Genomic DNA, 22,882 nt, shown 5'->3' with positions numbered 1-22,882 from the left:
CGCGCACTTCGTGTCGCTACGCCAACCCCCTACCGGGGGCAACACCTGAGGCCCGGCAAAGCCGGTTCCTCGGTGTTTCTGGTGAAGAAGTCCTAGCGTCGTTCCAAGAGCGCGCGGTTCCGCAAGGGGCCGCGCGCTTTGTCGTTCAGGGGGCGTCGTGGCCGACGAGGTCCGCGTCGAGCCAGCCGCGCAGGCTGTTGACGAAGGCGAACGCTTCGACGCGCGGCAGGTCGTCCACGCGCACGACTGCTTCGGCCAGTTGGCCGTCGCGCAGGCGGCGCGCGCGCCCGATGCCGTCGAGCAGCCCGCAATGCAGTGGCGGCGTGACCCAGCGGCCGTCGAGCCGCAGCGCGATGTTGCCGCGCGTGCATTCGGTGATCTCGCCGTCGCGGTTCCACAGCAGGGTGTCGAACACGCCGGGCGCGGTCGGCGCAAAGGCCTCGTAGTGCGCACGGCGCGTGGTCTTGAAGCGCGAGAACTCGCTGTCGGCCTCGTCGAAAGCGCGCGCGGCCAGCTGCAGGCGCACGCGCGGTGGCGCAGCGTCCATGGCGAAGGCTTCGGCGCGCGGTTGTCCTTGCGCGTCGAGCAGCAGGCGCACGCGCCATGTGCCTGCGGCATGCGCGGCGAGCAGCCGGTCGAGGCAGGCCGCCACGCGCGCTTCGTGCCACGGATAGCCGAAGTGCGCAGCTGCACGATGCATGCGGGCCAGGTGCGCGGGCGCATCACGCAGCGCACCATCGGTCAGCGCCAGGGTTTCGAGCAGCTCGAAGGACGTCATGGTTGCGAAGATACCGCCGCGCCGAGAAAGGCCCGCTTGTGCCGCCACTCGTCCCACTCCGCATCCGCCTGCGCGTCGGCCGTGATGCCGCTGCCGATGCCGCAGCGCGCGGCGCCGTCGCGCAGCGTGACGGTGCGGATCGGCACGTTGAAGGTCGCGTGCCCGCCGGGCCGAACCACGCCCACGGCGCCGCAGTACACGCCGCGCGCGTCGGGCTCCAGCGCGCGGATCATGCGCATGGCGCTCACCTTCGGCGCGCCGGTGATGGAACCGCAGGGGAACAGCGCCGCGAACAGGTCGGCCAGCGTCGTGCCTTCGCGCAGCCGGGCTTCCACGTCGGAGGTCATCTGCCACACGGTGGGCAGCGCCTCGGTGTGGAAGAGGCGCGGCACGCGCACCGAGAAGGGCTGGGCCACGCGCGAGAGGTCGTTGCGGATCAGGTCCACGATCATCACGTTCTCGGCGCGCTCCTTGGGCACGGTGCGCAGCCGCAGCGCGTGGGCCGCGTCTTCGGCGGGCGTGGCGCCGCGCGGGGCGGTGCCCTTCATGGGGCGCACGAGGATGCGGTCGCCGTCGCGGTCGAAGAACAGCTCGGGCGACACCGACAGCACCTGCTCGTCGCCGGTGTCGATGAAGGCGCCGTAGCCGTTGGGCTGCGCCTGCCGCAGCGCATGGAACCAGGCCTGCGCGTCGCCGTCGAAAGTGGCGCGCAGCGGCGCCGTGTAGTTGAGCTGGTAGAGCACTCCGTCTGCGATGGCGCGGTGGATCGCCTGCATGTTGCGGTCGAAGGCTTCGCGCGACAGGTCGGCCGACCACGCGACGGGCGCCACGGCGGGCGCCGGCGCGTCGGGCCACGGCAATGCTGCGTCGTGCACGCCGAACCAGGCCAGTGGCCCGTCGGGCGCATGCACCTCGAACGCCGGATCGAACGCCGCAGCGGCCTCGTAGCGCAGGTGGCCGACGCACCAGCGGCCTTCGCGGGCCAGCGCCTCGACGGCCTCCAGCACGGGGCGCACCTCGTGCGGCGCATGAGCGACGAGCACGCGCACGGGCGCACCGAAAGCGGCGCGCAGCCGGGTCGCCCCGTCGGTGCGCGGGTCGGCGAAATCGATCAGCGTGGACAGCAAGCGCGCGCCCGGTCCCTTGTCAGGTGGCCGCGCGGACCGGCGCGGCGGCGGCTGTTGCGCCTGCCGAGCCCGCGAGTGCCCGCTTGCGCACCGCATAGATGTTGTTGCGCAGCGCATAGAGCTCGTCGGCGTACGACAGCGGCACGGCCACCTTGTTGACCACGCGGTCGAGGTCGTCGAGTTCTTCCAGCAGCTTGTCGCGCTCGGCCTGGCTCTGGCGCCCGTCCACCTTGGCCTCGATGTCGCGCAGCCGCGCGTACCAGCGGAACACGCGGCGGCGCACGCGGAACTGGTACAGCGGCGGGATCACGCGGCTCAGCGGCAGCATCAGCACCAGCACGCCGCCCAGCACGAGCCACATGCGCTCGACCAGGTTGCTGGCCCAGAACGGCAGGTAGCGCTGCCAGAAGGGCGGCGTGCCGTTGATCGCGCGGTCGCCCTCGGGGCTCACGGGCAGTTCGCTGGTGCGCGTGTTGGGGAAGTCGCGCGCGCGGTTGAACCAGCCGGCGTCGCTGTGCACGGTCTGCGCGGCCTGCGCGAACAGCTGGCGCAGGGCCGGGTGGGTCTCGTCGCGCGACAGCAGCGAGGTGGTGGCGGCCAGCAGCGACACGTCGTGCAGCGGCAGGTCTTTCGAGAGGTCGACCACGCCGCGCGGCAGCGACACGGCCGAGAGGAACGGAAAGCGCCGCGTGTAGGCCTCGGCCTGGCCGAAGTCCATGAGCTGGATGTCGCCGGCGCGCAGCAGCCGCTGCACCTGCGGCGACTGCGGCGCCGAGAACAGCACGATGGCATCGAGCAGCCCGGCCTGCAGCGCCTCGGCCGCGGCGGCCTGCTCGAGGTTCGACAGCAGCAGGTCGTCGGGCCCGAGCCGGTTGGCCTTGAGCAGCCGCTCCATGATCTCGGGCAGCCCGCTGCCCGGCAGGTCGACGTTCACGCGCAGGCCGCGCAGCTGCGTGAGCGAGGTCAGCGTGCCGGTCTTGCGGTCGATCTTCTGGGCGGTGTCGGTGCGGTAGAAGAGCCAGATGGGCTCGAAGAACAGCGCGCCCAGCGAGCGCAGGCCGGCCTCTTCGTCGGCCACCGGGTCGGCGCTGCCGCCGCGCACGAAGGCCACGTCGGCGCCGCCGGTGCGCAGCAGTTGCAGGTTCTCGGTCGAGCCCGAGGTGGCCTTGAGCTCGACGGTGATGCCGCTGTGCTTCAGGGCGTCCGCGTAGCGCTTGCCGAACTGCGCGTAGGCGCTGCCCGTGGGGCCGGTGGCCAGCGTCACGTGCTTGGGCGGTTGCGGCTGCAGCCACCAGTAGGCCGCAATCAGCAGGCCGATGACGATGAACACGATCGGGCCGGCCGAGGCGATCAGGTCGCGGATCGACAGCAGGATCAGCTTCAGGGTGCGGGGAAACGCCATGGGGTGCCTCGTCGTGCAGTGCGCGGGTCAGCCGCGCGGTGCGGCCAGGTCGGCGGCGCAGGGAATGTGCAGCTCGCCCACGGTCACCGCGCGCGCGGCGCGCACGGCGCGCACGGTGGCGATCGCGGTGGCTTCGGCGGCCATGGTGCTCAGCACGGTCATGCCGGGCGCATCGCCTTCCAGCGGCACGCGGCCGGTGGCCAGTGCGAACAGCGTATCGCCGTCGCTCATGGTGTGCACCGGGTTGATGGCGCGCGCCAGGCCGTCGTGCGCCACCATGGCGAGCCGGTTGGCCTGCACCTTGGTCAGCACCGCGTCGGTGGCGATCACGCCGATGGTGGTGTTGGTGCCCGCCAGCAGCGGCTTGGGCAGCTCGCCGCGCAGCAGCGCGCGGCGCGTGTCGAGCAGGGCGCTGCCGTCCTCGGTGCGCGCGCCGGCCACGGGCAGGGCGGTGTCGGGATCGATCACGTCGCCCAGCGAATTGACCGCGATGAGTGCGCCGACCGTGACGCCGCCCACGGTGACCGAGGCGGTGCCGATGCCGCCCTTCATCGCGCGGTGCACGCCGAACAGCTTGCCCACCAGCGCGCCGGTGCCCGCGCCCACGTTGCCCTCGGCGGGCGCGTCGGTCGAGGCGGCTTCGCAGGCGGCGTAGCCCGCGGCCGCGTCGGGGCGGATGCGCGCGTCGCCCATCGGCAGGTCGAACAGCACGGCGGCCGGCACGATGGGCAGGGTGCCGAAGCGCACGTCCATGCCGACGCCGCGTTCTTCGAGCCAGCGCATCGCGCCTTCGGCGGCGGCCAGGCCCCAGGCGCTGCCGCCCGCGAGCATGACGGCATGCACTTCCTGCACGAGGTTGCCGGGCGAGAGCAGGTCGGTCTCGCGCGTGCCGGGCGCGGCGCCGCGCACATCGACACCGGCCACGGCGCCGTCGCGCGCAATGATCACGGTGCAGCCGGTGGGGCGGCGGGTGTCGGAGAAATGGCCGACTTCGATGCCGGCGACGTCGGTGATGGCACCGGCGCGAGAAGAGGGGGAAGAAGACGCAGCGGACATGGCGGCCGATTATGGGACCGCGACCTTTACGATCCCCACAATGACAGTTGCAAGAAGTTTCTCCCCCGAGGGCGGCAGCCGCCACGTGGTGGTGATCGGCGCGGGCGCGGTGGGCTGCGCCACCGCCATCGAGGCCCTGCGCGCGGGCCTGCGCGTGACGCTGGTGGAGCCCGGCGAGCCGGGTGGCCCGCAGGCCACGAGCTACGGCAACGCCGGCTGGCTGTCGTCGCACTCCGTGGTGCCGCCCGCGCTGCCGGGAGCCTGGCGCAAGGTGCCGGGCTGGCTGGCCGACCCGCTCGGGCCGCTGGCGTTGCGCTGGCGCCACCTGCCGCGCGCGCTGCCGTGGCTGTTGCGCTACCTGGCCTCGGGCTGGACCGAGGCGCGCGTGCAGCGCACCGCCGACGCATTGCGCACGCTGCTGGCCGATGCGCCCGCGCTGCATGCGCAACTGGCCGCCGAGGCCGGCGTGCCGCAGCTCATCGAACGGCGCGGGCTGCTGCATGCCTACCGTTCGCGCGCCGAGTTCGACGGCGATGCGCTGGGCTGGCGCGTGCGCCGGCGCGCCGGTGTCCAGTGGGAAGAATGGCCGGCGGACGAACTGCGCCGCCGCGAGCCCGATCTGGCCGCGCGCTACACGCTCGGCATCTTCGTGCCCGAAGCCGGCCACTGCCGCAATCCGGGCGCCTACGTGGCGGCCCTCGCCCAACATGCGCTCGACGCGGGCGCCGAACGCGTCGCCGCGCGGGCCACCGGCTTTCGCATCGAGGGCGGCCGGCTGCGCGCCGTGCGCACGGAGGCCGGCGAGATCGCCTGCGACGGCGCCGCCATCTGCGCCGGTGCGCGCTCGGGCCCGCTGGCCGCGGCGGCAGGCTCGGCGGTGCCGCTGGAGTCCGAGCGCGGCTACCACGTGGTGCTCGAAGCCGCCACGGCCGGCCCGCGCACGCCGACCATGGTGGCCGACGGCAAACTCATCGCGCACTGGATGGACGGCGGCCTGCGCGCGGCCGGCCAGGTGGAGATCGCGGGCCTCGAAGCGGCGCCCGACTGGCGCCGCGCCGAGATCCTGCACGCGCATCTGCAGTCGATGTTTCCGTCGCTGGCACCGCCCGCGCCCGGTGCGCCTTCGGTGGCGCACTGGCTCGGACACCGCCCGAGCCTGCCCGACGGACTGCCGTGCATCGGCCCGTCGGCGGCCAGCGGCGACATCGTGCTGGCCTTCGGGCATGGCCACGTCGGCCTGTGCGGCTCGGCGCGAACCGGGCGGCTGGCGGCGCAGCTGCTGGCGGGCGTTGCGCCGGAGATACCGCTGGCGCCCTTCGATCCGGGGCGCTTCAGGTCCTGAGGTTCAGTTCGCCGGCGTGATCGACAGCACGGTGAGTGCGCCGTCGACCTTGTCGACGGTGAACTTCACCTTGTCGCCGGCCTTCACCTTGGCGAGCAGCGCCGGGTCGCTCACGCGGAACACCATGGTCATGCCGGTCATCTCGAGGTTCGGGATGTCGCCGTGACGCAGGGTGATCTTCTTGGCGTCGGTGTCGACCTTGCGGACTTCGCCGTCGACCTGGGGCAGTGCGGCCTGCGCGAACGCCGCGGCAGCGAGCACGAGGGTGGAGAGGGCGGTGAGGACTGTTTTCATGGTCGGGGTTCCTTCCTGGTTTGGATGGGATGAAGGGTGAAGAAGGGGTCAGCGGTAGCTCTGGAAGACGCGCGTGCTGCCGTCGGCCAGCACCAGCAGCACGTCGTAGGCGTCGCGCTGGTCGCCGTAGGCCGGGCCGTCCATGCCGGGCGAGCCGATGGGCATGCCGGGCACGGCCAGGCCGATGGCCTTGGGCTTTTCCTTCAGCAGGCGCTGCATCTCGCGCGCCGGCACGTGGCCTTCGATGGCGTAGCCGCCGACGCGGCCGGTGTGGCACGAACCCAGCTTGGCCGGAATGCCGAGCCGCTCGCGCGCCGGGCCGTTGCCCTCGTCGTGCACGCGCGTGGCAAAGCCGTTCTTGTTGAGGTGCTTGACCCAGTCCTGGCAGCAGCCGCAGTTCGGGTCTTTCCAGATCTCGACCATCGGCGCGGCGGCCTGCGCGGCGAGCGGCAGGGACGCGGTGGCGGCGGCGAGTTTCAGGAGGGTTCGTCGTTGCATGGTGGGGTTCCTTTCAGTGGGTCATCGTGCGGGCGCGGCAGCGGCCCGCACGCGCACGCGGCCGGCCATGCCGAGTTCGTAGTGGTCCTTCACGAGGCAGGCGAAGTCGAAGTCGCCGGCGCGGTTGAAGGTCCAGATCAGTTCGCCGGTCTTGCCCGGCTGCACATGCGCCATCCAGGGCTCGTCGTGCTCCATGCCGGGGTGCTTCTTCATCATGGCGGCATGGTCCTCGATGACGGCGGTGGTGCCAAGCACGAGCTCGTGCAGGTCCTTGCCGCGGTTCTTCAGCCGCAGGCGGATGGTGTCGCCTTCGCGCACCTCCAGGACCGAGGGCGTGAACGTCATGTCGTCGGCCATCGCGATGTCGATGGTGCGCTTCACGGCGCTGGCCTTGCCGGCGATGCCCCAGGCTTTCTGCTCGGGTGCGAGCGATGCGGCGGCGGTGCCGGCCTTGGGTGCGTGGCTTTCGTGGGCCGTGGCGAAGGGGGTGACGGCTGCGAGCGCAAGGCCGGCGACGAGGGTGGAGAAACGGGTGTTCATGAAGGGAATCTCAAAAAAAGTTGGATCGATGCGATCAGTGGTTGTGGGCTCCATGGCCCGAGGGCTTGCGCACGGTGGCGCTGCCGCTGTCGGGGCTCGCGGGCGCGGCGCCCGTCTTGCGCGGCGCCACCGGCGCACCGCTGGCCGACACCTCGCGCGCGACCGTGCCGGCCGGGTGCTTGAACCAGCCCGGGTCGCGGTAGTCGCCCGGCTTCTGGTCGCGCCGCACCTTGAGCAGCGTGAACATGCCGCCCATCTCGGCCGAACCGAAGGGACCGGTGCCGGTCATCATGGGCACGGTGTTCTCGGGAATGGGCATTTCCATCTCGCCCATGTCGGCCATGCCCTTGTCGCCCATCACCATGTAGTCGGGCACGAGCTTCTTGATTTTTTCGGCCACGCCCTTGTGGTCCACGCCGATCATGGTCGGCACGTCGTGGCCCATCGGGCCCATGGTGTGGTGTGCCTTGTGGCAGTGCAGCGCCCAGTCGCCTTCTTCGTCGGCGATGAACTCCATCTGCCGCATCTGGCCCACCGCCACGTCGACCGACACCTCGGGCCAGCGCGCGGTGCGCGGCACGGGGCCGCCGTCGGTGCCGGTCACCTCGAACTCGTGGCCGTGGATGTGGATCGGGTGGTTGGTCATCGTGAGGTTGCCCGCGCGGATGCGCACGCGGTCGCCTTTGCGCACGTTGAGCGTGTCGATGGCCGGGAACACGCGGCTGTTGAAGCTCCAGATGTTGAAGTCGGTCATGGTGTTGACCTTGGGCGTGGCGCTGCCGGGTTCCACGTCGAAGCTGCCGAGCAGGAAGCAGAAGTCGCGGTCGACCTTCTCGATCAGCGGATGCTCGGCCTTCGGGTGCGTGACCCAGAAGCCCATCATCCCCATCGCCATCTGCACCATCTCGTCGGCGTGCGGGTGGTACATGAAGGTGCCGGGGCGGCGCGCCGTGAACTCGTAGACGAAGGTCTTGCCCGGCGGAATGTGCGGCTGCGTGATGCCGCCCACGCCGTCCATGCCGTTGGGCAGGCGCTGGCCGTGCCAGTGCACGGTGGTGTGCTCGGGCAGCTTGTTGGTCACGAAGATGCGCACGCGGTCGCCCTCGACCACCTCGATGGTCGGGCCGGGCGACTGGCCGTTGTAGCCCCACATGTTGACCTTGAAGCCGGGCGCCATCTCGCGCACGACGGGTTCGGCGACGAGGTGGAATTCCTTGACGCCGGCGTTCATGCGCCAGGGCAGCGTCCAACCGTTGAGCGTGACGACGGGGTTGTAGGGGCGGCCGTTGGGCGGCACGAGCGGTGGCGCGGTGGCGGTCGAGGCCTGCGTCACCGGCTCGGGCAGCGCGGCCATGCTCACGCGGCTCACGGTGGTGGCGGCCACTGCCGTGGCGGCGCCCGCAAAGAAGTTGCGACGGTTCATGTCAGTGGCCTCCCGCCGCAGGTTCGTTGGTGGCCGCGGTCTGCAGGGCCGTCATGCCGCCGGGCGAGCTGCCCGTGAGCACCAGTTGAAGATCGGTGTCGGCCAGCCAGAAGTCGCGCTGGGCCTCCATGCCGGCGTTCACGGCGAGCATGCTGGCGCGCGTTTCGCCGAGCAGCTCCCACACGCTGGCGAGCATGCCGTTGTAGCGCAGCACCATCTCCTCGTTCACCTGCTTGCGCAGCGGCAGCACCTCGTCGCGATAGCGGCGCGCCAGGGCGTAGGCGGTGTTCCAGCCCTGCCAGGCTTCGCGCGCCTCGCTGGCGGCGAGCACGCCCACGTCGCGCACGCGCGCGGCCGATTGCAGGTACTGCGCCTCGGCGCGGCCGCTGCGGGCCTGGCCCCAGTCGAAGATCGGAATCGGCAGTTCGAGCTCGAAGCCGCGCGTGGTTGATTTCGAGCGATCGGCATCGTTCTCGAAGGTGGTGTTGCGCACCACGCCCAACTCCATCGCGTTGATCATGCGGGTGGCGTGCGTGAGGCCGAGCGAGCCGGCCACGGCCGTGTTCTGCGCCTGCGCCGAGCGCACGTCGAGCCGGTCGCGCAGCGCCAGGGCCTGCACGTCGCCGAGTTCGGGCGCGGCCTTCGGCAGCGGCGGCAGGCGGTCGGGCAGGGTGTAGCCGGTGCGCGTGCCGCTCAGGCCCAGCAGGCGCGTGAGCTGTTCGCGGCTGGCGACGGCCGCCTGTTCGGCGCGTGCGAGTTGCGCGGACGCGTCGGCCAGCAGCAGCTGTTCGCGCGTGCGCTGCAGCGCGCTCCAGTTGCCGACCTGGGCCATACGGTGCGCCAGTTCGGCGCCGGCCTCGGTGGCGTCCTTCGCGTCGCGCAGGTAGCTCACGCTCTGTTGTGCGGCCACCGCGCGCACCCAGGCGCGGCGGGTGTCGGCGGCCAGCAGCAGCACGCTTTGCGCCGCCTGCAGCTTGGCCGCTTCGTGCCGCTGGCCGGCCCAGCGCGCCTGCCACGGCAGCGTGAGCAGGCCCACCACGTTGAAGCTCAGCATGCGCTCGAACTCGCGCTCGCTGCCCTGCGCCAGGCGGCTGAAGGACAGCACCGGGTTCGGCAGGCTCGCGGCCTGCACGCGGTCGGCGTCGCTCAGTTGCAGCGTGGCAAAGGCGTCCTGCACGCGTGGGCTGTTGACGAGCGCGATGCGCACGGCGGCTTCGGCGTCCAGCGGCTTGGCCAGCAGCGCGTCGACGCTTTGCTGCGAGGCGTCGTCCGGCTTGCGCTGGGCCGCGGCGCCCGCCATGAGCGGGTTGCCGTCGACCAGCGCCTGCACGTCGCCGGCGCCGCCGTCGGGCGACAGGCTGGCGCAGCCGGCGAGCACCAACGCAGCGGTCAGCGCGGTGGCGGTTCTGAGGAATGAAAAGTGACTTTTTCGCCCGAGGGGCGGGCTATCTGTTCGATAGCGGGGGATGCCGGCATACGGCCGGCGAGCAAGGGAATTCACGAGCGATCTCCATGGGCAATACGGCGAACGCTGCGAGCCGGGAAGGGCTCACTGCGGACGGACTACGGGCAGGAAGATCAGGAAATGGGCGGCTTGAAGCCCAGGACGGGCTCGGCGCTGGCAAAGCGGGCCGCGTGTGCGGCCGGCGGCGCCTGGGGCGCCGCATGCGGGGTGTCGACCAGCGGCATGCCGCCGAGCGCCACCGTGTGGCAGACCTGGCAGGCGACACAGGTGCCGCAGTTCGCGTGGTCGGTGCCGTGGGACTGCTGCGAATCGCTGCTGCTGCCGTGCATGGCCGCCATGTCGTGGCCGGTGTCAGCCTCCATGGTGGCTTCATGGCAGTGCGATTCGGCGATGCCGTTTGCCGCGGCCACCACCGCCTCGGCGGCGGGCAGCGAATGCCGCACCATCTCGAGCGCCATGGCGTCGCCGAGCCAGCCGCGGATGGGCAGCAGGGCGATCATGAGGGCGAGCAGCAGGGTGCGCATGGTTGGGCGCGATGATAAACCGGGGCGGGGCGTCAGCGCCTCAAGACACCAGCTGGCCGCGGGCCTTGTCGACCCACACCTGCAGGTTGTCGAGCAGGTCTTTCTGGCTGAACGAGCAGCTTTCCTCGCTGAAGAGCGCGCTCGATTCGAGGCGGTCCAGCAGGTTCAGCAGCACCTCGCCGTAGCGCGGCGGCAGGGCGCCGAGCAGCTCGGTGCTGGCGCGCGCGGCCGTGGAGAGCGTGGCGACGGAGCCGCCACCGCCTTGCAGCGCGGCGATGCCCGAGGCGATGGTATCGAGTTGCGTCACGGTGCTCATGAGGTGGCCTTCGCTGGTGGTGGCAGTGCCAGGCCGCGCTCGCGCATGAGGTCGCGCAGCACGTCGGGGTAGTCGGTGATCAGGCCATCGGCGCCCGCGTCCATGAGCCGCACCATGTCGGCGCGCTGGTTCACGGTCCAGGGCACGACCTTCATGCCGAGCTTCTGCGCCTCGCGGATCGCGGGGGCACCCAGGTCGGCATGTGCCGGCGACCAGATCACCGGCCCGGTCGATGCACCGACCGCGGCCTTCACGAGCTGCGGCACCGAGGCGAAGCGCGCGGCGTCGAGGCCGGCGGTCCAGCGGCTGTCCTTCAGCGTGCGGGGCGTGGTGAGGTAGGCGCGCGACAGCTGCGGCGCGAGCTGGCCGACCAGCGCGAGCGTGCGCCAGTCGAAGCTCTGGATGGTCACGCGCTCGCCCACCTTCGCCTTGTCGATCTCGGCCAGCAGCGCGCGCACCATGGGCTCGGGCGCGGCGGTCTCGTCGGGCTTGGTCGGGTCGATCTTGGTCTCGATGTTGAAGTGCACTCGCGCGGCATCGGCGCCGCGCGCCTGCACCTGCGCGAACAGCGCGGCCAGCGTGGGAATGCGCTCGCCGTCGCGCGGTTGTTGCAGCGCGAACTGCTTGCCGTAGTTGCTCTCGGGGTTGAGGCGGCCCACGTCGTAGGTCTGCAGCTGCGCCAGCGTGAGCGAGCGCACGGACGGGGCGGGCTTGGCTATGAGCCAGGCGCCGCGCGCGTCGCGCGTGTGGTCGGCGTTGAGCGCCGTGTCGTGCGACACCACCACCACGCCGTCGGCCGTGAGCCCGATGTCGAGTTCGAGCGTGGTCACGCCCAGGGCCATCGCGTTGGAGAACGCGGCCAGCGTGTTCTCGGGCGCCAGGCCGCGTCCGCCGCGGTGGGCCTGCAGGTCGAAATGCTGCTTCACTTTGGGGGCGACTGCGGCACAGCCGGCAGCGATAAGCGCAGCGGAGATGAGGAGAAGGACGGCGCGATGTTTCATTTGAGTTGCACTTTGATGCCGTTGTCTTGCACCGTGATGTCGCCGACCTCGTAGGTCTTGCGCCCGACCGTGAGCTCGTCGGCCGTGAAGCTGCGCAGGATCTGGCCCTGCAGCAGTTCCTGTGCGACCACCGCGCCGACCTTCTGCAGGCGCTCGGCGTCGCGGCCTTCCACGCCCTGCAGCTCGAGGCGCTCGGCCTTGGGCTGGTCCAGCCGCAGCGCGCGTGCCGCCGCGTCGTAGCGCAGCGCGCTGCTCACCGACACCACCCCCTGCACCGGCGAGGCCGCCAGCAGCGGGCTGGCGATGGTCAGCGTGGCCGTGATGGCCGCGCGGTTGGCGCGCCCGTCCAGGCCCAGCTGCGGGTCGCGCAGCCCGACCATGAAGATCTCGGCATAGCGCTCGGCCACCGGAAAGCGCTTGGCGATCTGCGACTGCAGCTCCTCGCGCGTGGCGGTGTATTCGTTGGTGAAGAAGTTGAAGCCGGCCAGCGCCGCGAACGGCGCGGGCAGGGCGGCGGCGCCCAGCAGCGCGCGCAGCACCCGACGGCGGAAATGAGAGGGCGGGATTCGGTCGGTCATGGAGCTTGCGAGCTTGCCACAGGCGACGAGGTTCCCGCCAGCGGCGCAAGGGCGCGCCGGCGTGTCGGAGGTTCAGCCGTTCACGCGCAGTTCGTAGCGCGCAAACGTCCCGCCGCGCAGGTCGATGCAGCTGTGCAGCGCGAAGCCGAAGCCTTCGTACAGCGTGCGCAGCGCGGCGCGGTCGGCCACGCAGTCCAGCCGCAACCAGGGGCGCCCGAGCGCGCGGGCGTGGTCGCGTGCATGGCCCAGCAGCGCGCGCGACACGCCCCGGCCGGCCCAGGCGCGGCGCACGGCCAGCTTGTGCACGAACAGCGCGCTGCCGGGCGCGATCTCGGGCCAGAACGACGGGTCTTCCAGATCGAGGCGCATCACGCCGGCCCAGTCGCCGTTCTCCTTCGCCACCACGTAGCGGCCGGCGTCGGTGTCGCGCTGGATGCGTTCGAGGCCGGTGTCGGCGGCGCTCCAGAGCGGGCGTCCGCCCTCGGCGAGCCATTGCGCGGCTTCGGCCAACACGGCCGCGACGGCGGGCGCTTCGGTGGAAAGGGCGGGTTCGATGTGCATCGGCGCGCAGCTTACCGGCACCGGTGTCAGGCGTGCCGGATCACGTGGAACCCTTCCTCGGCCGTGGGCGGCACGAAGTGGCGGGTGATCAGGTCGAACTGCGCGTCGGAGGTCTCGAAGGGGTGCTCGCCTGCCGCGTTGCGCGCCCGCAGCCGCGCCTTGCAGACCTCGTCCGGCACGTCGAGAAAGTGCAGCTGGTGCGCCGCGCCGGCCTGCTCGAAGAGGCCGCGCGCCCAGGCGCGGTGGCTCACCGTGTTGGCCGGAAAGTCGAGCACCACCGACACGCCGGCGCGCAGCAGCGCGCAGACGTGCTCGCCCATCGCCTGCTTGAGCCGGCCCGCGGCGCGCACGTAGTCGGGCAGCGCGTGGATTTCACCGGGGTAGAGCGCGGCGAGCCAGGTGTCCTCGCTGATGCACACGGTGGCGGGCGCCTGCGCCAGGCGCCGGGTCAGCGTGGACTTTCCGGCGCCGATCTTGCCGCAGACCATGTGCAGCACGGGCGGGAGCGGTGAGGGTGGTGTCGGTGTCATTCGGTCTCCTGCGGTTGGGGGAACAAACCTCGGGAGACGGACAAGAAAAACCCGCCTCCTGGGGCGGGTTGCATGGCGTGGTTTCGAACCGTGCGCTAGCTCACCCGCTCTCGCGAGAGCGGGCGAATGATCGATGCGGTGCGAAGGCGGGCCATGGAGGGCGAGGTTAACCCGGCGCGGGGCGCGCGGGAAAGCGGCGGCGATCACGCGTTGCCGATGGCGCGCCAATGACCGTGCGGCGCGGGCGAACCAGGAACCACGGTTCGAAATGCGCAAGAAATACCTGTGGAGCAGTTTGGGCGCATTTGTGAATCTGATTCGATATTTTTGTTATCTGTGTAATTATTTGTGTTTATTCCATTTTTTATATTCTTCGTCGATGTAATCAGTTCGAACTAATTTGAATTTCTTATTGCGGTCTGGAAAAAAATACGTGCTAAAGAAGCGAATCGGCTTTTTCGAAGCCGCCAGGCCAGGGAAATCGCAGGGCCGCGAGGCTCCGGGCCCTCACTTCTGGAGCAGCGCATGGACGAATTCCTGATCGCCGTCGACGCCGAAGACCGGCCGCTGCACGCGGTCGAGAAGATGAACGCCCACCGCGAGGGCATCCTGCACCGGGCGTTCTCGATCTTCCTGTTCGACACGCAGGGCCGGGTGCTGCTGCAGCAGCGCGCCCTGGGCAAGTACCACTCGCCCGGCCTGTGGAGCAACAGCTGCTGCGGGCATCCGCGCCCCGGCGAGGACACCGGCGCGGCCGCCCTGCGGCGGCTGCACGAAGAGCTGGGCCTGCGGTGCGCGCTGCAGCCGGTGACGGCCTTTCTCTACCGGGAGGCGGTGTCCGCGGAGCTGGTCGAGCACGAGTACGACCACGTGTTCGTCGGCATCGCGCACGGGCTGCCGCAACCCGACCCCGGCGAGGTGCGCGAGTGGCGATGGCTGGCCTTGCCCGAGTTGCACCGCGAACTGGCGCGGGCCCCGGCGCACTTCACCATCTGGCTGCACCGCATCGCCGAACGCTTCGGGCCGGAAGGCCTGGGGGCCTGGCGGGAGCGCGCGTTGACGGCGCATTGACGCGCGGCCTCGGCCAGACCCGTAAGGCCCACTGATTCCCGTGGCTTTCGGTCGAATTGCACCTACCACCAAAGTTCTATATCAAAAAATTTCTCTTTAACAGGAACTGCAATTGCACTAAATTCTCAATTCACTCCCGGCAATGCCTTACAAGCCTGGGAGTCGGTTAATTCAAGGATTTGATGAGAAGGAATCACCTCTGTTGAATTGGATTGGATCCGTGGTTTGCGTCCGTGGTCATGGGAATTCACGCAATTAGAATTCCCCGTTGCGTGGCCTTCTCGCCATTCGATGCGATTGAATTGCTTTGAAAGAAGGCAGACATGAAGCAGAAGAGCGAACAGGCCGCGGTGTACCCCTGCACGTCCACGACAGCCCCCGGCTGAAAGGGGGCTGCGGTGTTGCGCATCACCTTCCGGCAACTGGAGGCCTTTCACTGGGCCGCGACATTGGGCTCCGTCAACGCGGCGGCCCGCCACCTCTTTGTCAGTCAACCGGCCATCACGGCCCGCGTGAGGGAGCTCGAAGGCATCCTCGGGCACGCGCTGTTCGCGCGCAGCCAGCAGGGCGTGCAGCTGACCGCGGCCGGCGACGAACTCTTCCAGCAGGTGCAGCAGCTGCTGAAGGCGGGCGAAGAGGTCGAGCGGCGCGGCGGGCGGCTGGTGCCGCCGCTGGCCGCGGGGCTGCGGCTGGGCATCGACGAATCGCAGCACCTGTAGCGGCGGCGGCTGCTGCCGCTGCCACGCGCGCGGTCAGTCGTGCAGCGACGACAGGAACTGCTTCAGCTCCGGCGTCTGCGGCGCACCGAACAGTTCCGCCGGCGGGCCCATCTCGTGCACGCGGCCCTGGTGCATGAAGATCACGCGGTCGCTGACCTTGCGCGCAAAGCTCATCTCGTGCGTGACCATCAACAGCGTCATGCCTTCGTCGGCCAGCGACTCCACCACGCGCAGCACCTCGCCCACCAGCTCGGGGTCGAGCGCCGAGGTGATCTCGTCGCACAGCAGCACGGCCGGTTCCATCGCGAGTGCGCGGGCAATGGCCACGCGCTGCTGCTGGCCGCCCGACAGTTGCTCGGGCATCGCATCGAACTTCTCGGCCAGGCCCACGCGTTCGAGCAGCTTGCGCGCCTGCGAAGCGGCTTCCATCGACGAACGCTTCTTCACCAGCGTGGGCGCGAGCATCACGTTCTTGCCGACCGTGAGATGCGGGAACAGGTTGAAGCCCTGGAAGATCATGCCCACGCGCTGGCGCAGCGTGCGCATGGCCATCGCGCTCTCGTGCAGGAGCGGCTTGCCGTCGACAGTGAGCGCACCTTCCTGGAACACCTCGAGCCCGTTGATGCAGCGCAGCAGCGTGCTCTTGCCCGAGCCGCTCTTGCCGATGATGGCGATCACCTCGCCGCGCTTCACGTCCAGGTCGATGCCCTTGAGCACCTCGTTCGTGCCGTAGGACTTGCGCAGCGCCGTGATGCGCACGATGGGCGCCGCGAACGATGCGGCTTCGGGTTGGGTTTGGGGTTCAAGCACGGCGGCCATGGGTCTTCCTCTCGAGGGTCTTGGCGTACAGGCTCACGGGGAAGCACAGCACGAAATAAAGCAGGGCCACGCAGCTGAACACCACGAAGGGCTGGAAGGTGGCGTTCGAAATCATGCTGCCGGCCTTGGTGAGTTCGACAAAGCCGATCACCGACGCCAGCGCCGTGCCCTTGATCACCTGCACCAGGAAGCCGACCGTCGGCGCGATGGCGATCTTCACGGCCTGCGGCAGGATCACGTGGCGCATCTGCTCGCCGAAGCTCAGCGCCAGGCTGCCCGAGGCCTCCCACTGGCCCTTGGGGATCGAGGCCACGCAGCCGCGCCAGATCTCGGTGAGAAAGGCGCTGGTGTACAGCGTGAGCGCCACGCTCGCGGCCGTCCACGCCGACACGTCGATGCCGAACAGCGCGATGCCGAAGTAGGCGAGAAACAGCTGCATCAGCAGCGGCGTGCCCTGGAACAGCTGCACGTACAGGCCCACGGCCCGCTGCGCCGCCTTGCCGCCGCGCAGCCGCGCGAACAGCAGCAGCCCGCCCACGAGCCCGCCGCCGACGAAGGCGATGAGCGAGAGCACGACGGTCCAGCGCAGCGCCATCAGCAGATTGCGCAGGATGTCCCACAAGGAAAAATCGACCATGGTGCAAGGGCCTCGCGTTCAGCGGCCGAAGAAGAAGCGCGGCCCCGCCCACTGGAGCAGGCGGCGCAGCGCCACGGCCAACGCCAGGTAGATGAGCGTGGCGACGATGAAGGATTCGAAGGCGCGGAAGTTGCGGCTCTGGATCAGGTTGGCCGCATAGCTCAGCTCCTCGGTCGAGATCTGCCCGCACACCGCCGAGCCCAGCATCACGATGACGATCTGGCTCACCATCGCGGGCCACACCTTCTTGAGCGCCGGCGGCAGCACCACGCGCAGGAACACCTGCGCCTTGCTGAGCGCCAGGCTCACGGCGGCCTCGATCTGCCCCTTGGGCGTGGCCTCGATGCCGGCGCGGATGATCTCGGTCGAATATGCGCCCAGGTTCATCACCATCGCGATCACCGACGCCACCTCGGGCGAGAGCTTCACGCCCGCGGCCGGCAGGCCGAAGAAGATGAAGAACAGCTGCACGATGAAGGGCGTGTTGCGGATCAGCTCCACGTACGCGCCCACGAGCGCGCGCAGCCACGCCGGCCCGCCCGAGCGGGCCCACGCGCACAGCGTGCCCACGGCCAGGCCGAGCACGGTGCCGACGGCCGTGAGGCCCAGCGTCCACGCCACGCCGCGCAGCAGCAGCGGCCACTCGGCGAGCACCGCGCCGAAGTCGAATTCAATGCCCATGGCCGCGCCCTTCGGTCAGACCGGCAGGTCGCCGGCCGCCTTGCCGAGCCACTTCTTGGACATCGCGTCGAGCGTGCCGTCCTTCTTGGCGGCGGCAATGATCTCGTTGACCCGGGTCTTCAATGCGGTTTCGCCCTTGGCGATGCCGATGAAGCAGGGGCTGTCTTTCAGCAGCAGCTTGTACTCGGCGCTCACCTTCGGGTTCTTCGCGAGCATGTCGCCGGCCACTGCCGCGCTGGTCGCGAGGGTCTGCGTCTGGCCGGCCACGAAGGCGGCGATCGTCGCGTTGTTGTCCTCGAAGCGGCGGTAGTCGACGTTCGGCGGCGCCACCTTGTTCAGTTCCTGGTCTTCCATGGCGCCGCGCGTCACGGCGACGGTCTTGCCGGCCATGTCGGCGAAGCTGGTGAGCTTCATGCTCTTGGCCGCATACACGGCCTGGAAGAAGGGCGCGTAGGCCGCGCTGAAGTCGATCACTTTCTCGCGCTCGACGTTCTTGCCGAGCGTGGAGATCACGAGGTCGGCCTTGCGCGTCTGCAGGTAGGGAATGCGGTTGGCGCTGGTCACCGGCACCAGCTCGACCTTCACGCCGAGCTTGGCGGCGACGAGCTGCGCCATCTCCACGTCCAGGCCCTGCGGCTGCATGTTGCGGTCGACCGAGCCGTACGGCGGGTAGTCGGTGGGCACGGCGATCTTGATGGTCTTGGCCTTGAGCACGTTGTCGAGCGCGTTCTGCGCCTGGGCGGCGCCGGTGGCGGCCAGCAGGGCGGCGCTGGCCAGCGCGAGGGCGAGGCGGCGGGTGGCGAAAGAGGTCATAGCAGGGCTCCTAGGTAGGTCGATGAATCGGTGGCGTCGTCGGCGGGCGCGGCCTTGCGGCGGCGCTGCGGCGCGGGGGTGGGGTTGTTGTTCAGCGGTGCCAGCGCATCGCGCAGCTGCGCGAGCGGGTCGGCGGGGGCCTGCACGCGCAGCGCCGACTGCACCGTGCCGATGTGTTCGGCCATCAGCGCCTCGGCGGCGGCGTGGTCGCCGCGCTCCAGCGCTGCGACGATCTGCACGTGGTCTTCGCACGACTGCACGGCGTCGTGCGTGCTCTGGTAGAGCATGGCGATCAGTGTGGTGCGCGCGGTGAAGTCGCGCAGCGTGTCGGCCAGCAGCGTGTTGCCCAGGCACTCGGCCAGGCACACATGGAAGTCGCCCAGCAGGAAGCTGCGGTGGCCGACGTCGCTCTCTTTCAGTGCGGCCTTTTCACGCTGCAGGTGCGCCTTCAGCTGGCGCAGGGCGGCCTTGTCGATCTTGTCGGTACTGCGGATGAGCCCGAGCTCGATCACGCGCCGCGCCTCGAAGGCCTCGCGCGCCTCGTCCTGCGAGGGCTCGATGACGAACCAGCCGCGCCGCGCGCTCACCGTGACGATGCCGCGCGCGGCCAGCCGCGTGAGCGCCTCGCGCACGATGGTGCGGCTGCAGTCGAACAGCATCGCCAGCGGCTGCTCGCCCAGGCGCGCGCCGGGCGCGAGCTTCTGCGCCATCACCGCTTCGACGATGCGTGCACTGATTTCGGATGCGGAGATGGCCATATGCCTGCATATCAGCAGCTTCCGTGCCAACTGGTATGCAAGCCGTGTGCACCGAAATGGGCCGGCCGTGGTGCGCCGGCGGTGCGCGCTAGCGCTGGCCGAGTGCGCTGCGGGGCAGGGCCAGCAGCATGAGCAGCGCCGACAGCACCAGCGCGCCGCTCAGCACATACAGGCTGGCCGTGAAGCCGCCCGTGAGCGTCTTGAGCGCGCCCACCATCATCGGCGCCACCAGCCCCGCGCTGCCGCCGATGGTGCTGATGAGCGCAATGCCCGCCGCTGCGGCGCTCTTGGACATGAAGCTGCCGGGAATCGCCCACAGCACGGTGAAGGCGCTCGAGATGCCCATCGACGCCAGCGCCAGGCACAGCACGGCGGCCACGGGGCTGTGCATGAAGAGCGTGGTCAGCGCCAGCCCGGCCGCGCCCGCGAGCGCGCCCAGCGCGAAGTGCCAGCGGCGCTCCTGGTGCCGGTCGGAGTGGCGGCCCACGACGATGTTGGCCGCGATGCCGGCCACGGCGGGAATCACCGAATAGAAGCCGATCTGCAGCACGCTGAGCCCCATCGACTTCAGGATCGTCGGCTGCCAGAACGACAGCGCATAGATGCCCAGGATGATCAGGAAGGACATGAAGCCGATCAGCCACACGCGCCCGTCGCGCATCGCCGCGCCGAAGGTGTGGCGCCCGGCGGCGCCGTGCGCGGCCTGGTCCTCGGCCAGCAGGTGCGCCACGCGCTGCTTCTCGGCCGGCGAGAGCCACGGCGCCTGCGCCGGGCTGTTCGACAGCGTGCGAAAGGCAATGACGCCCAGCAGCACGCTCGGCAGCCCTTCGAGCAGGAACAGCCACTGCCAGCCGCGCAGCGCCAGCACGCCGTCCAGGTAGGTCATCGTGAGTCCGGCGATCGGTCCCGCGACGATGGGCGCCGCGCCGAAGGCCATGAAGAAGAGCGCGGTCGCCTGCGCGCGGCGGCGCGAGGGGAACCACAGCGTCAGGTAGAACAGCACGCCCGGCGCAAAGCCGGCCTCGAACACGCCGATGAGAAAGCGCAGCACGTAGAACTGCGTGGGCGTGGTGGCGAACATCATCGCCGCCGAGGCCAGGCCCCACAGGCCCATGATGCGCAGCAGCGTGGCGCGCACGCCGATCTTTGCGAGCATCAGGTTGCTCGGGATCTCGAACACCGCATAGCCCAGAAAGAAGATGCCCGCGCCCAGGCCGAACACCGCGTCGCTGAAGCCCAGCTGGTCCTTCATCTGCAGCTGCGCGTAGCCGACGTTGGTGCGGTCCAGGTAGTTCAGCACGTAGCAGGCGCACAGCAGCGGCATCAGCCGCCAGGTGATCTTGCGAAAGAGCGCGGCATCGTCGCGCGCATCGGCCGAGGCCGGTGTGCGCGCGCCGGCGGCGGCGTCGAGGGTGGCGGTGTTCATCGGTGTGTCTCCTTCTCTTTCTTGCTGTTGTGCGCGTGTTGGCAGGTCAGGCCCGCACGAGCGCGCCGAAGCTGGTTTCGCCCCACAGGTGGCTCGTGGGCGCGCCCGGAAACAGCCAGTGCGGCGAGCACTCGGCCGACGGCACGACGTTGCTGAAGCCGTGCAGCGCCGAGGTGCCCGCGAGCGTCTTCTCGAGCACCATCGACAGGTACTGGTCGTTGCTGCTCTCCTGCGTGTTGCCGTTGAGGATCACCTCGGCGCCCGTGGCCTGCGCATAGCGGCGGATGCCGTTGTGGCGCGACTGCAGCGGCGCCCAGCTGTCGGCCGCCACGCCGTTCTCGCTGCTCACGCGCAGGCCGTCGCCCGTGCGGTACACCAGCGAGTGGTTGCCTTCGGTGTGCCCCGGCGTGTGCACCAGCGCGACGCCGGGACCGAGCTGCAGGCTGCCGTCGAAGGCGACGATGCGCTCGGCCGGCACACCGTCCAGGCCGTGCGGGCAGTACCACTCGGCCTGTACCGGCAGCAGGCCCTGCACGTTCGCGAGTTCCTGGCGATGCACCAGCAGCTTCGCGTTCGGCAGCAGGCCCGGCGCACCCGCGCTGCCGAGCCAGCGGCGCACGTCCTGCGTGTGCAGGTGGTCGTAGGTGATGTGGTCGATCTGTTCGGGCGCCACGCCGCAGCCGGCGAGCGCCTGCAGCACGGTCTGGTAGGCCGGCGCAATCGCCTTGTGCAGGAACTTCGGCGTCTGGTCGCTCAGGCGCTTGAAGTAGGGCGTTGCGTTGCCGGCCTCGAAGTCGGCCGGCGTGAAGAGCAGCGTGCGCAGCCGGCCTTCGAAGTCGTCGTACTGGACGAGCACGGTGCGCGCCAGCAGATGCACCATGTGCGGCTTGAGCAGCTGCTGCGAGTACACGCCGGTGAAGGCGAACCACGCGGGGTACGGAATGCGCAGCAGGTTGAAGCTGCGCGCGAAGTGCACGGGCGGCGCGTCGAGCAGCCGCTCGCGCAGGGCTTCGGCGCCGTGGCGGATGGCGCGCAGGCGGTCCTGTGGCATGGCGGCGTGGCGCGTGCCGTCGAGCTCGGTGATCTGCGCGAAGCCGGTGGGGTCGGGGTCTCGGGTCATAGGGTCTCCTGTGTCTGGATGCGTGGGCTGCCTGGTGCGTCGCTCAGTACATCGAGCGCCCTCCGGAGATATCGAACACCGCCCCGGTGCTGAACGAGCACTCGTCCGACGCCAGCCACGCCGCCATCGCCGCCACTTCGTCGACGTCGACAAAGCGCCCCATCGGCACGCGCGAGAGCAGGGCGGTGCGCAGCTGTTCGCGGTGTTCGGCGGGCACGCCCGCGAAGACGGCCGTGTCGGCCGCCGACGGCGTGATGCAGTTCACCAGCACGCCCGACGAGGCCAGCTCCTTGCCGAGCGACTTGGTCAACGCGATGAGCCCGGCCTTCGAGGCCGAGTAGGCGGCGTTGAAGCCGTTGCCTTCCTTGCCCGCGACCGAGGCGATGTTGACGATGCGCCCGCGCCGCTGCGCCAGCATCAGCGGCGCGAGGGCGCGGCAGCACAGCCAGGCGCCCGTGAGGTTGATGTCGAGCACGTGGCGCCATTGCGCGGGCGTGTGCTCCCACGCGGGCACCGTCGGCCCGAGCACGCCCGCGTTGTTGACGAGCACGTCGACGCGGCCGAAGCGTTCCTGCGACTGCGCAGCCGCGTGGGCGATCTGGTCTTCGTCGCGCACGTCGACCAACGATGTGATCACGGTGCCCAGCGGCGCCAGTTGCGCCGCCGCCTCCGCCAGCGTCGCAGCCTCGACATCCCACAGCGCGACGCTCGCGCCGTTCGCGAGGCAGCGCCGCGCGATGGCCAGGCCGATGCCGCGCGCACCGCCGGTCACGATCGCATGGCGCCCTTCGAGCGGCCGGGCGAGCGCGTCGGTCATGCCGTGGCGGCCTCGGCCCGCGGGGCGGTTTGGCCGAGCAGTCCGGCGACCAGCCCGCCCACCATCTCCGGGGGCACGCCCACGAGCAGCTGGCGCAGCATCGTCAGCGTGTCGAAGTACACGCGCTCGCACACCAGCCGGTCGCCCTCGAAGATGAAGAAGGCGTTCATGCGGCAGCGAAAGCTGTTGCCCGTCGGCGGCAGGCCCTTGAGCGGGCCGCGGTGCGTGCCGAGCAGCCAGAACTCCACGATCACCGAATCGTCGGCATGGCGCAGCTGGATGATCTCGTGGCGCTGGTCGGGGAAGGCGCGGCGCGTGTCGGTGTAGTACTGGCGCACGTCGGCGATGCCGTCGTGCACCTCGCCGCTGGGAATCAGCTCGTAGTGCGGGTGCGGGAAGGTGCCGAGCACCGCGTCGAAATCCTGCCGCGTCTCGTCGGCGAAATGGTCGAGCACGAGGCGCTCGCGGCGGGCTTGCAGGTCGGTCAGTGTGGTCATCGGGGTGTGCTCCATGCGACAGGGGTGACAGGGGACATCGGGTTGCCGCGAATGCGTCGACCCGGGTGGCCTGCGTACTATCGACAGCC

Annotated in this window: 25 protein-coding genes and 1 pseudogene; 3 read left to right on the top strand and 23 right to left on the bottom strand. The window is 70.1% G+C overall.

The genetic code is table 11. The features are described from left to right. Positions 1–145 precede the first annotated feature (145 nt). From pabB to AC1RAA_RS24760, 3 genes and pseudogenes are all read right to left on the bottom strand, one after another. A pseudogene (gene pabB / locus AC1RAA_RS24770) lies at positions 146–1,902 on the bottom strand (aminodeoxychorismate synthase component I). 22 nt (positions 1,903–1,924) lie between these two features. After that, positions 1,925–3,307, bottom strand: coding sequence for a TAXI family TRAP transporter solute-binding subunit (locus AC1RAA_RS24765; protein WP_159270859.1), 1,383 nt, complete (start codon positions 3,305–3,307; stop codon positions 1,925–1,927). Positions 3,308–3,334: 27 nt separating this feature from the next. Next, positions 3,335–4,363, bottom strand: coding sequence for a P1 family peptidase (locus AC1RAA_RS24760; protein WP_492727978.1), 1,029 nt, complete (start codon positions 4,361–4,363; stop codon positions 3,335–3,337). Positions 4,364–4,403: 40 nt separating this feature from the next. Between AC1RAA_RS24760 and AC1RAA_RS24755 the strand changes: the two genes are divergently transcribed. Next, positions 4,404–5,705 carry an NAD(P)/FAD-dependent oxidoreductase gene (locus AC1RAA_RS24755; protein WP_492727976.1) on the top strand — a complete coding sequence of 434 codons (1,302 nt, stop codon included), beginning with the start codon at positions 4,404–4,406 and terminating at the stop codon, positions 5,703–5,705. A 3-nt stretch (positions 5,706–5,708) separates the two neighbouring features. Here the strand turns inward: AC1RAA_RS24755 and AC1RAA_RS24750 are convergent, their stop codons facing one another. The 11 genes from AC1RAA_RS24750 to AC1RAA_RS24700 form a co-directional block, all read right to left on the bottom strand. Next, the gene (locus tag AC1RAA_RS24750) at positions 5,709–5,999 is read right to left on the bottom strand and encodes a copper-binding protein (RefSeq protein WP_492727974.1); all 291 of its coding nucleotides are present in this window, start codon (positions 5,997–5,999) and stop codon (positions 5,709–5,711) included. Between the two features lie 48 nt (positions 6,000–6,047). Continuing rightward, positions 6,048–6,497: a DUF411 domain-containing protein gene (locus AC1RAA_RS24745; RefSeq protein WP_492680591.1), complete on the bottom strand. Its 450-nt coding sequence runs from the start codon at positions 6,495–6,497 to the stop codon at positions 6,048–6,050. A 21-nt stretch (positions 6,498–6,518) separates the two neighbouring features. Then, on the bottom strand, positions 6,519–7,037 hold the full coding sequence (locus AC1RAA_RS24740) for a cupredoxin domain-containing protein (RefSeq protein ID WP_492727973.1): 519 nt from the start codon (positions 7,035–7,037) through the stop codon (positions 6,519–6,521). A 34-nt stretch (positions 7,038–7,071) separates the two neighbouring features. Further along, entirely contained in the window at positions 7,072–8,460 is a 1,389-nt protein-coding gene (locus AC1RAA_RS24735) for a multicopper oxidase family protein (protein WP_095948997.1), read from the bottom strand. Position 8,461: 1 nt separating this feature from the next. Then, complete coding sequence (locus tag AC1RAA_RS24730) at positions 8,462–9,838, bottom strand: TolC family protein (RefSeq protein WP_492728358.1); 1,377 nt, start codon at positions 9,836–9,838, stop codon at positions 8,462–8,464. A 200-nt stretch (positions 9,839–10,038) separates the two neighbouring features. Further along, positions 10,039–10,449, bottom strand: a complete 411-nt coding sequence (locus tag AC1RAA_RS24725) for a hypothetical protein (protein WP_492727970.1) — start codon at positions 10,447–10,449, stop codon at positions 10,039–10,041. 40 nt (positions 10,450–10,489) lie between these two features. Next, complete coding sequence (locus AC1RAA_RS24720) at positions 10,490–10,765, bottom strand: hypothetical protein (protein ID WP_070062497.1); 276 nt, start codon at positions 10,763–10,765, stop codon at positions 10,490–10,492. Further along, positions 10,762–11,766 (bottom strand): glycerophosphodiester phosphodiesterase, encoded by a 1,005-nt coding sequence (locus AC1RAA_RS24715; RefSeq protein WP_492727968.1) that lies wholly within the window; start codon positions 11,764–11,766, stop codon positions 10,762–10,764. The genes AC1RAA_RS24720 and AC1RAA_RS24715 overlap by 4 nt, the downstream gene beginning before the upstream one ends. Further along, complete coding sequence (locus AC1RAA_RS24710; RefSeq protein ID WP_062475964.1) at positions 11,763–12,344, bottom strand: YceB family lipoprotein; 582 nt, start codon at positions 12,342–12,344, stop codon at positions 11,763–11,765. The genes AC1RAA_RS24715 and AC1RAA_RS24710 overlap by 4 nt, the downstream gene beginning before the upstream one ends. A 72-nt stretch (positions 12,345–12,416) precedes the next feature. Beyond that, positions 12,417–12,905, bottom strand: a complete 489-nt coding sequence (locus AC1RAA_RS24705) for a GNAT family N-acetyltransferase (RefSeq protein ID WP_492727965.1) — start codon at positions 12,903–12,905, stop codon at positions 12,417–12,419. Positions 12,906–12,931: 26 nt separating this feature from the next. Beyond that, the gene (locus tag AC1RAA_RS24700; protein WP_492727963.1) at positions 12,932–13,435 is read right to left on the bottom strand and encodes a P-loop nucleotide/nucleoside kinase family protein; all 504 of its coding nucleotides are present in this window, start codon (positions 13,433–13,435) and stop codon (positions 12,932–12,934) included. Between the two features lie 525 nt (positions 13,436–13,960). On the opposite strand from AC1RAA_RS24700, the gene idi reads away from it, so the two are divergent. Together idi and AC1RAA_RS24690 are read left to right on the top strand one after the other, a co-directional pair. Beyond that, positions 13,961–14,506 carry an isopentenyl-diphosphate Delta-isomerase gene (gene idi, locus AC1RAA_RS24695; protein ID WP_492727960.1) on the top strand — a complete coding sequence of 182 codons (546 nt, stop codon included), beginning with the start codon at positions 13,961–13,963 and terminating at the stop codon, positions 14,504–14,506. Between the two features lie 398 nt (positions 14,507–14,904). Continuing rightward, positions 14,905–15,225 (top strand): LysR family transcriptional regulator, encoded by a 321-nt coding sequence (locus AC1RAA_RS24690; RefSeq protein WP_159275929.1) that lies wholly within the window; start codon positions 14,905–14,907, stop codon positions 15,223–15,225. 33 nt (positions 15,226–15,258) lie between these two features. On the opposite strand, the gene AC1RAA_RS24685 is transcribed toward AC1RAA_RS24690, so the two are convergent. The 9 genes from AC1RAA_RS24685 to AC1RAA_RS24645 all read right to left on the bottom strand — a co-directional run bounded on the left by AC1RAA_RS24685 (position 15,259) and on the right by AC1RAA_RS24645 (position 22,793). Then, positions 15,259–16,044, bottom strand: coding sequence for an amino acid ABC transporter ATP-binding protein (locus AC1RAA_RS24685; RefSeq protein WP_062475950.1), 786 nt, complete (start codon positions 16,042–16,044; stop codon positions 15,259–15,261). Next, on the bottom strand, positions 16,028–16,681 hold the full coding sequence (locus tag AC1RAA_RS24680; protein WP_062475947.1) for an amino acid ABC transporter permease: 654 nt from the start codon (positions 16,679–16,681) through the stop codon (positions 16,028–16,030). Before AC1RAA_RS24680 ends, AC1RAA_RS24685 begins: the two co-directional genes overlap by 17 nt. Before the next feature lie 18 nt (positions 16,682–16,699). After that, positions 16,700–17,362: an amino acid ABC transporter permease gene (locus AC1RAA_RS24675; protein WP_062475944.1), complete on the bottom strand. Its 663-nt coding sequence runs from the start codon at positions 17,360–17,362 to the stop codon at positions 16,700–16,702. A 15-nt stretch (positions 17,363–17,377) separates the two neighbouring features. Continuing rightward, positions 17,378–18,175 carry a transporter substrate-binding domain-containing protein gene (locus tag AC1RAA_RS24670; RefSeq protein WP_492727957.1) on the bottom strand — a complete coding sequence of 266 codons (798 nt, stop codon included), beginning with the start codon at positions 18,173–18,175 and terminating at the stop codon, positions 17,378–17,380. Next, the gene (locus AC1RAA_RS24665; protein WP_492727955.1) at positions 18,172–18,933 is read right to left on the bottom strand and encodes a GntR family transcriptional regulator; all 762 of its coding nucleotides are present in this window, start codon (positions 18,931–18,933) and stop codon (positions 18,172–18,174) included. The genes AC1RAA_RS24670 and AC1RAA_RS24665 overlap by 4 nt, the downstream gene beginning before the upstream one ends. A gap of 88 nt (positions 18,934–19,021) precedes the next feature. Beyond that, positions 19,022–20,359 (bottom strand): MFS transporter, encoded by a 1,338-nt coding sequence (locus tag AC1RAA_RS24660; protein WP_159275934.1) that lies wholly within the window; start codon positions 20,357–20,359, stop codon positions 19,022–19,024. 46 nt (positions 20,360–20,405) lie between these two features. Then, a complete protein-coding gene (locus AC1RAA_RS24655; protein ID WP_492727953.1) occupies positions 20,406–21,479 on the bottom strand; it encodes an MBL fold metallo-hydrolase in 1,074 nt (357 codons plus the stop codon). Positions 21,480–21,522: 43 nt separating this feature from the next. Next, positions 21,523–22,296: an SDR family NAD(P)-dependent oxidoreductase gene (locus tag AC1RAA_RS24650; RefSeq protein ID WP_492727951.1), complete on the bottom strand. Its 774-nt coding sequence runs from the start codon at positions 22,294–22,296 to the stop codon at positions 21,523–21,525. After that, complete coding sequence (locus AC1RAA_RS24645; RefSeq protein WP_223301409.1) at positions 22,293–22,793, bottom strand: ester cyclase; 501 nt, start codon at positions 22,791–22,793, stop codon at positions 22,293–22,295. The genes AC1RAA_RS24650 and AC1RAA_RS24645 overlap by 4 nt, the downstream gene beginning before the upstream one ends. Between the last annotated feature and the right edge of the window lie 89 nt (positions 22,794–22,882).

The organism is Variovorax sp. GW823-FHT04F07 (assembly GCF_058795995.1).
This window is presented reverse-complemented; position numbering and strand designations above follow the sequence as displayed.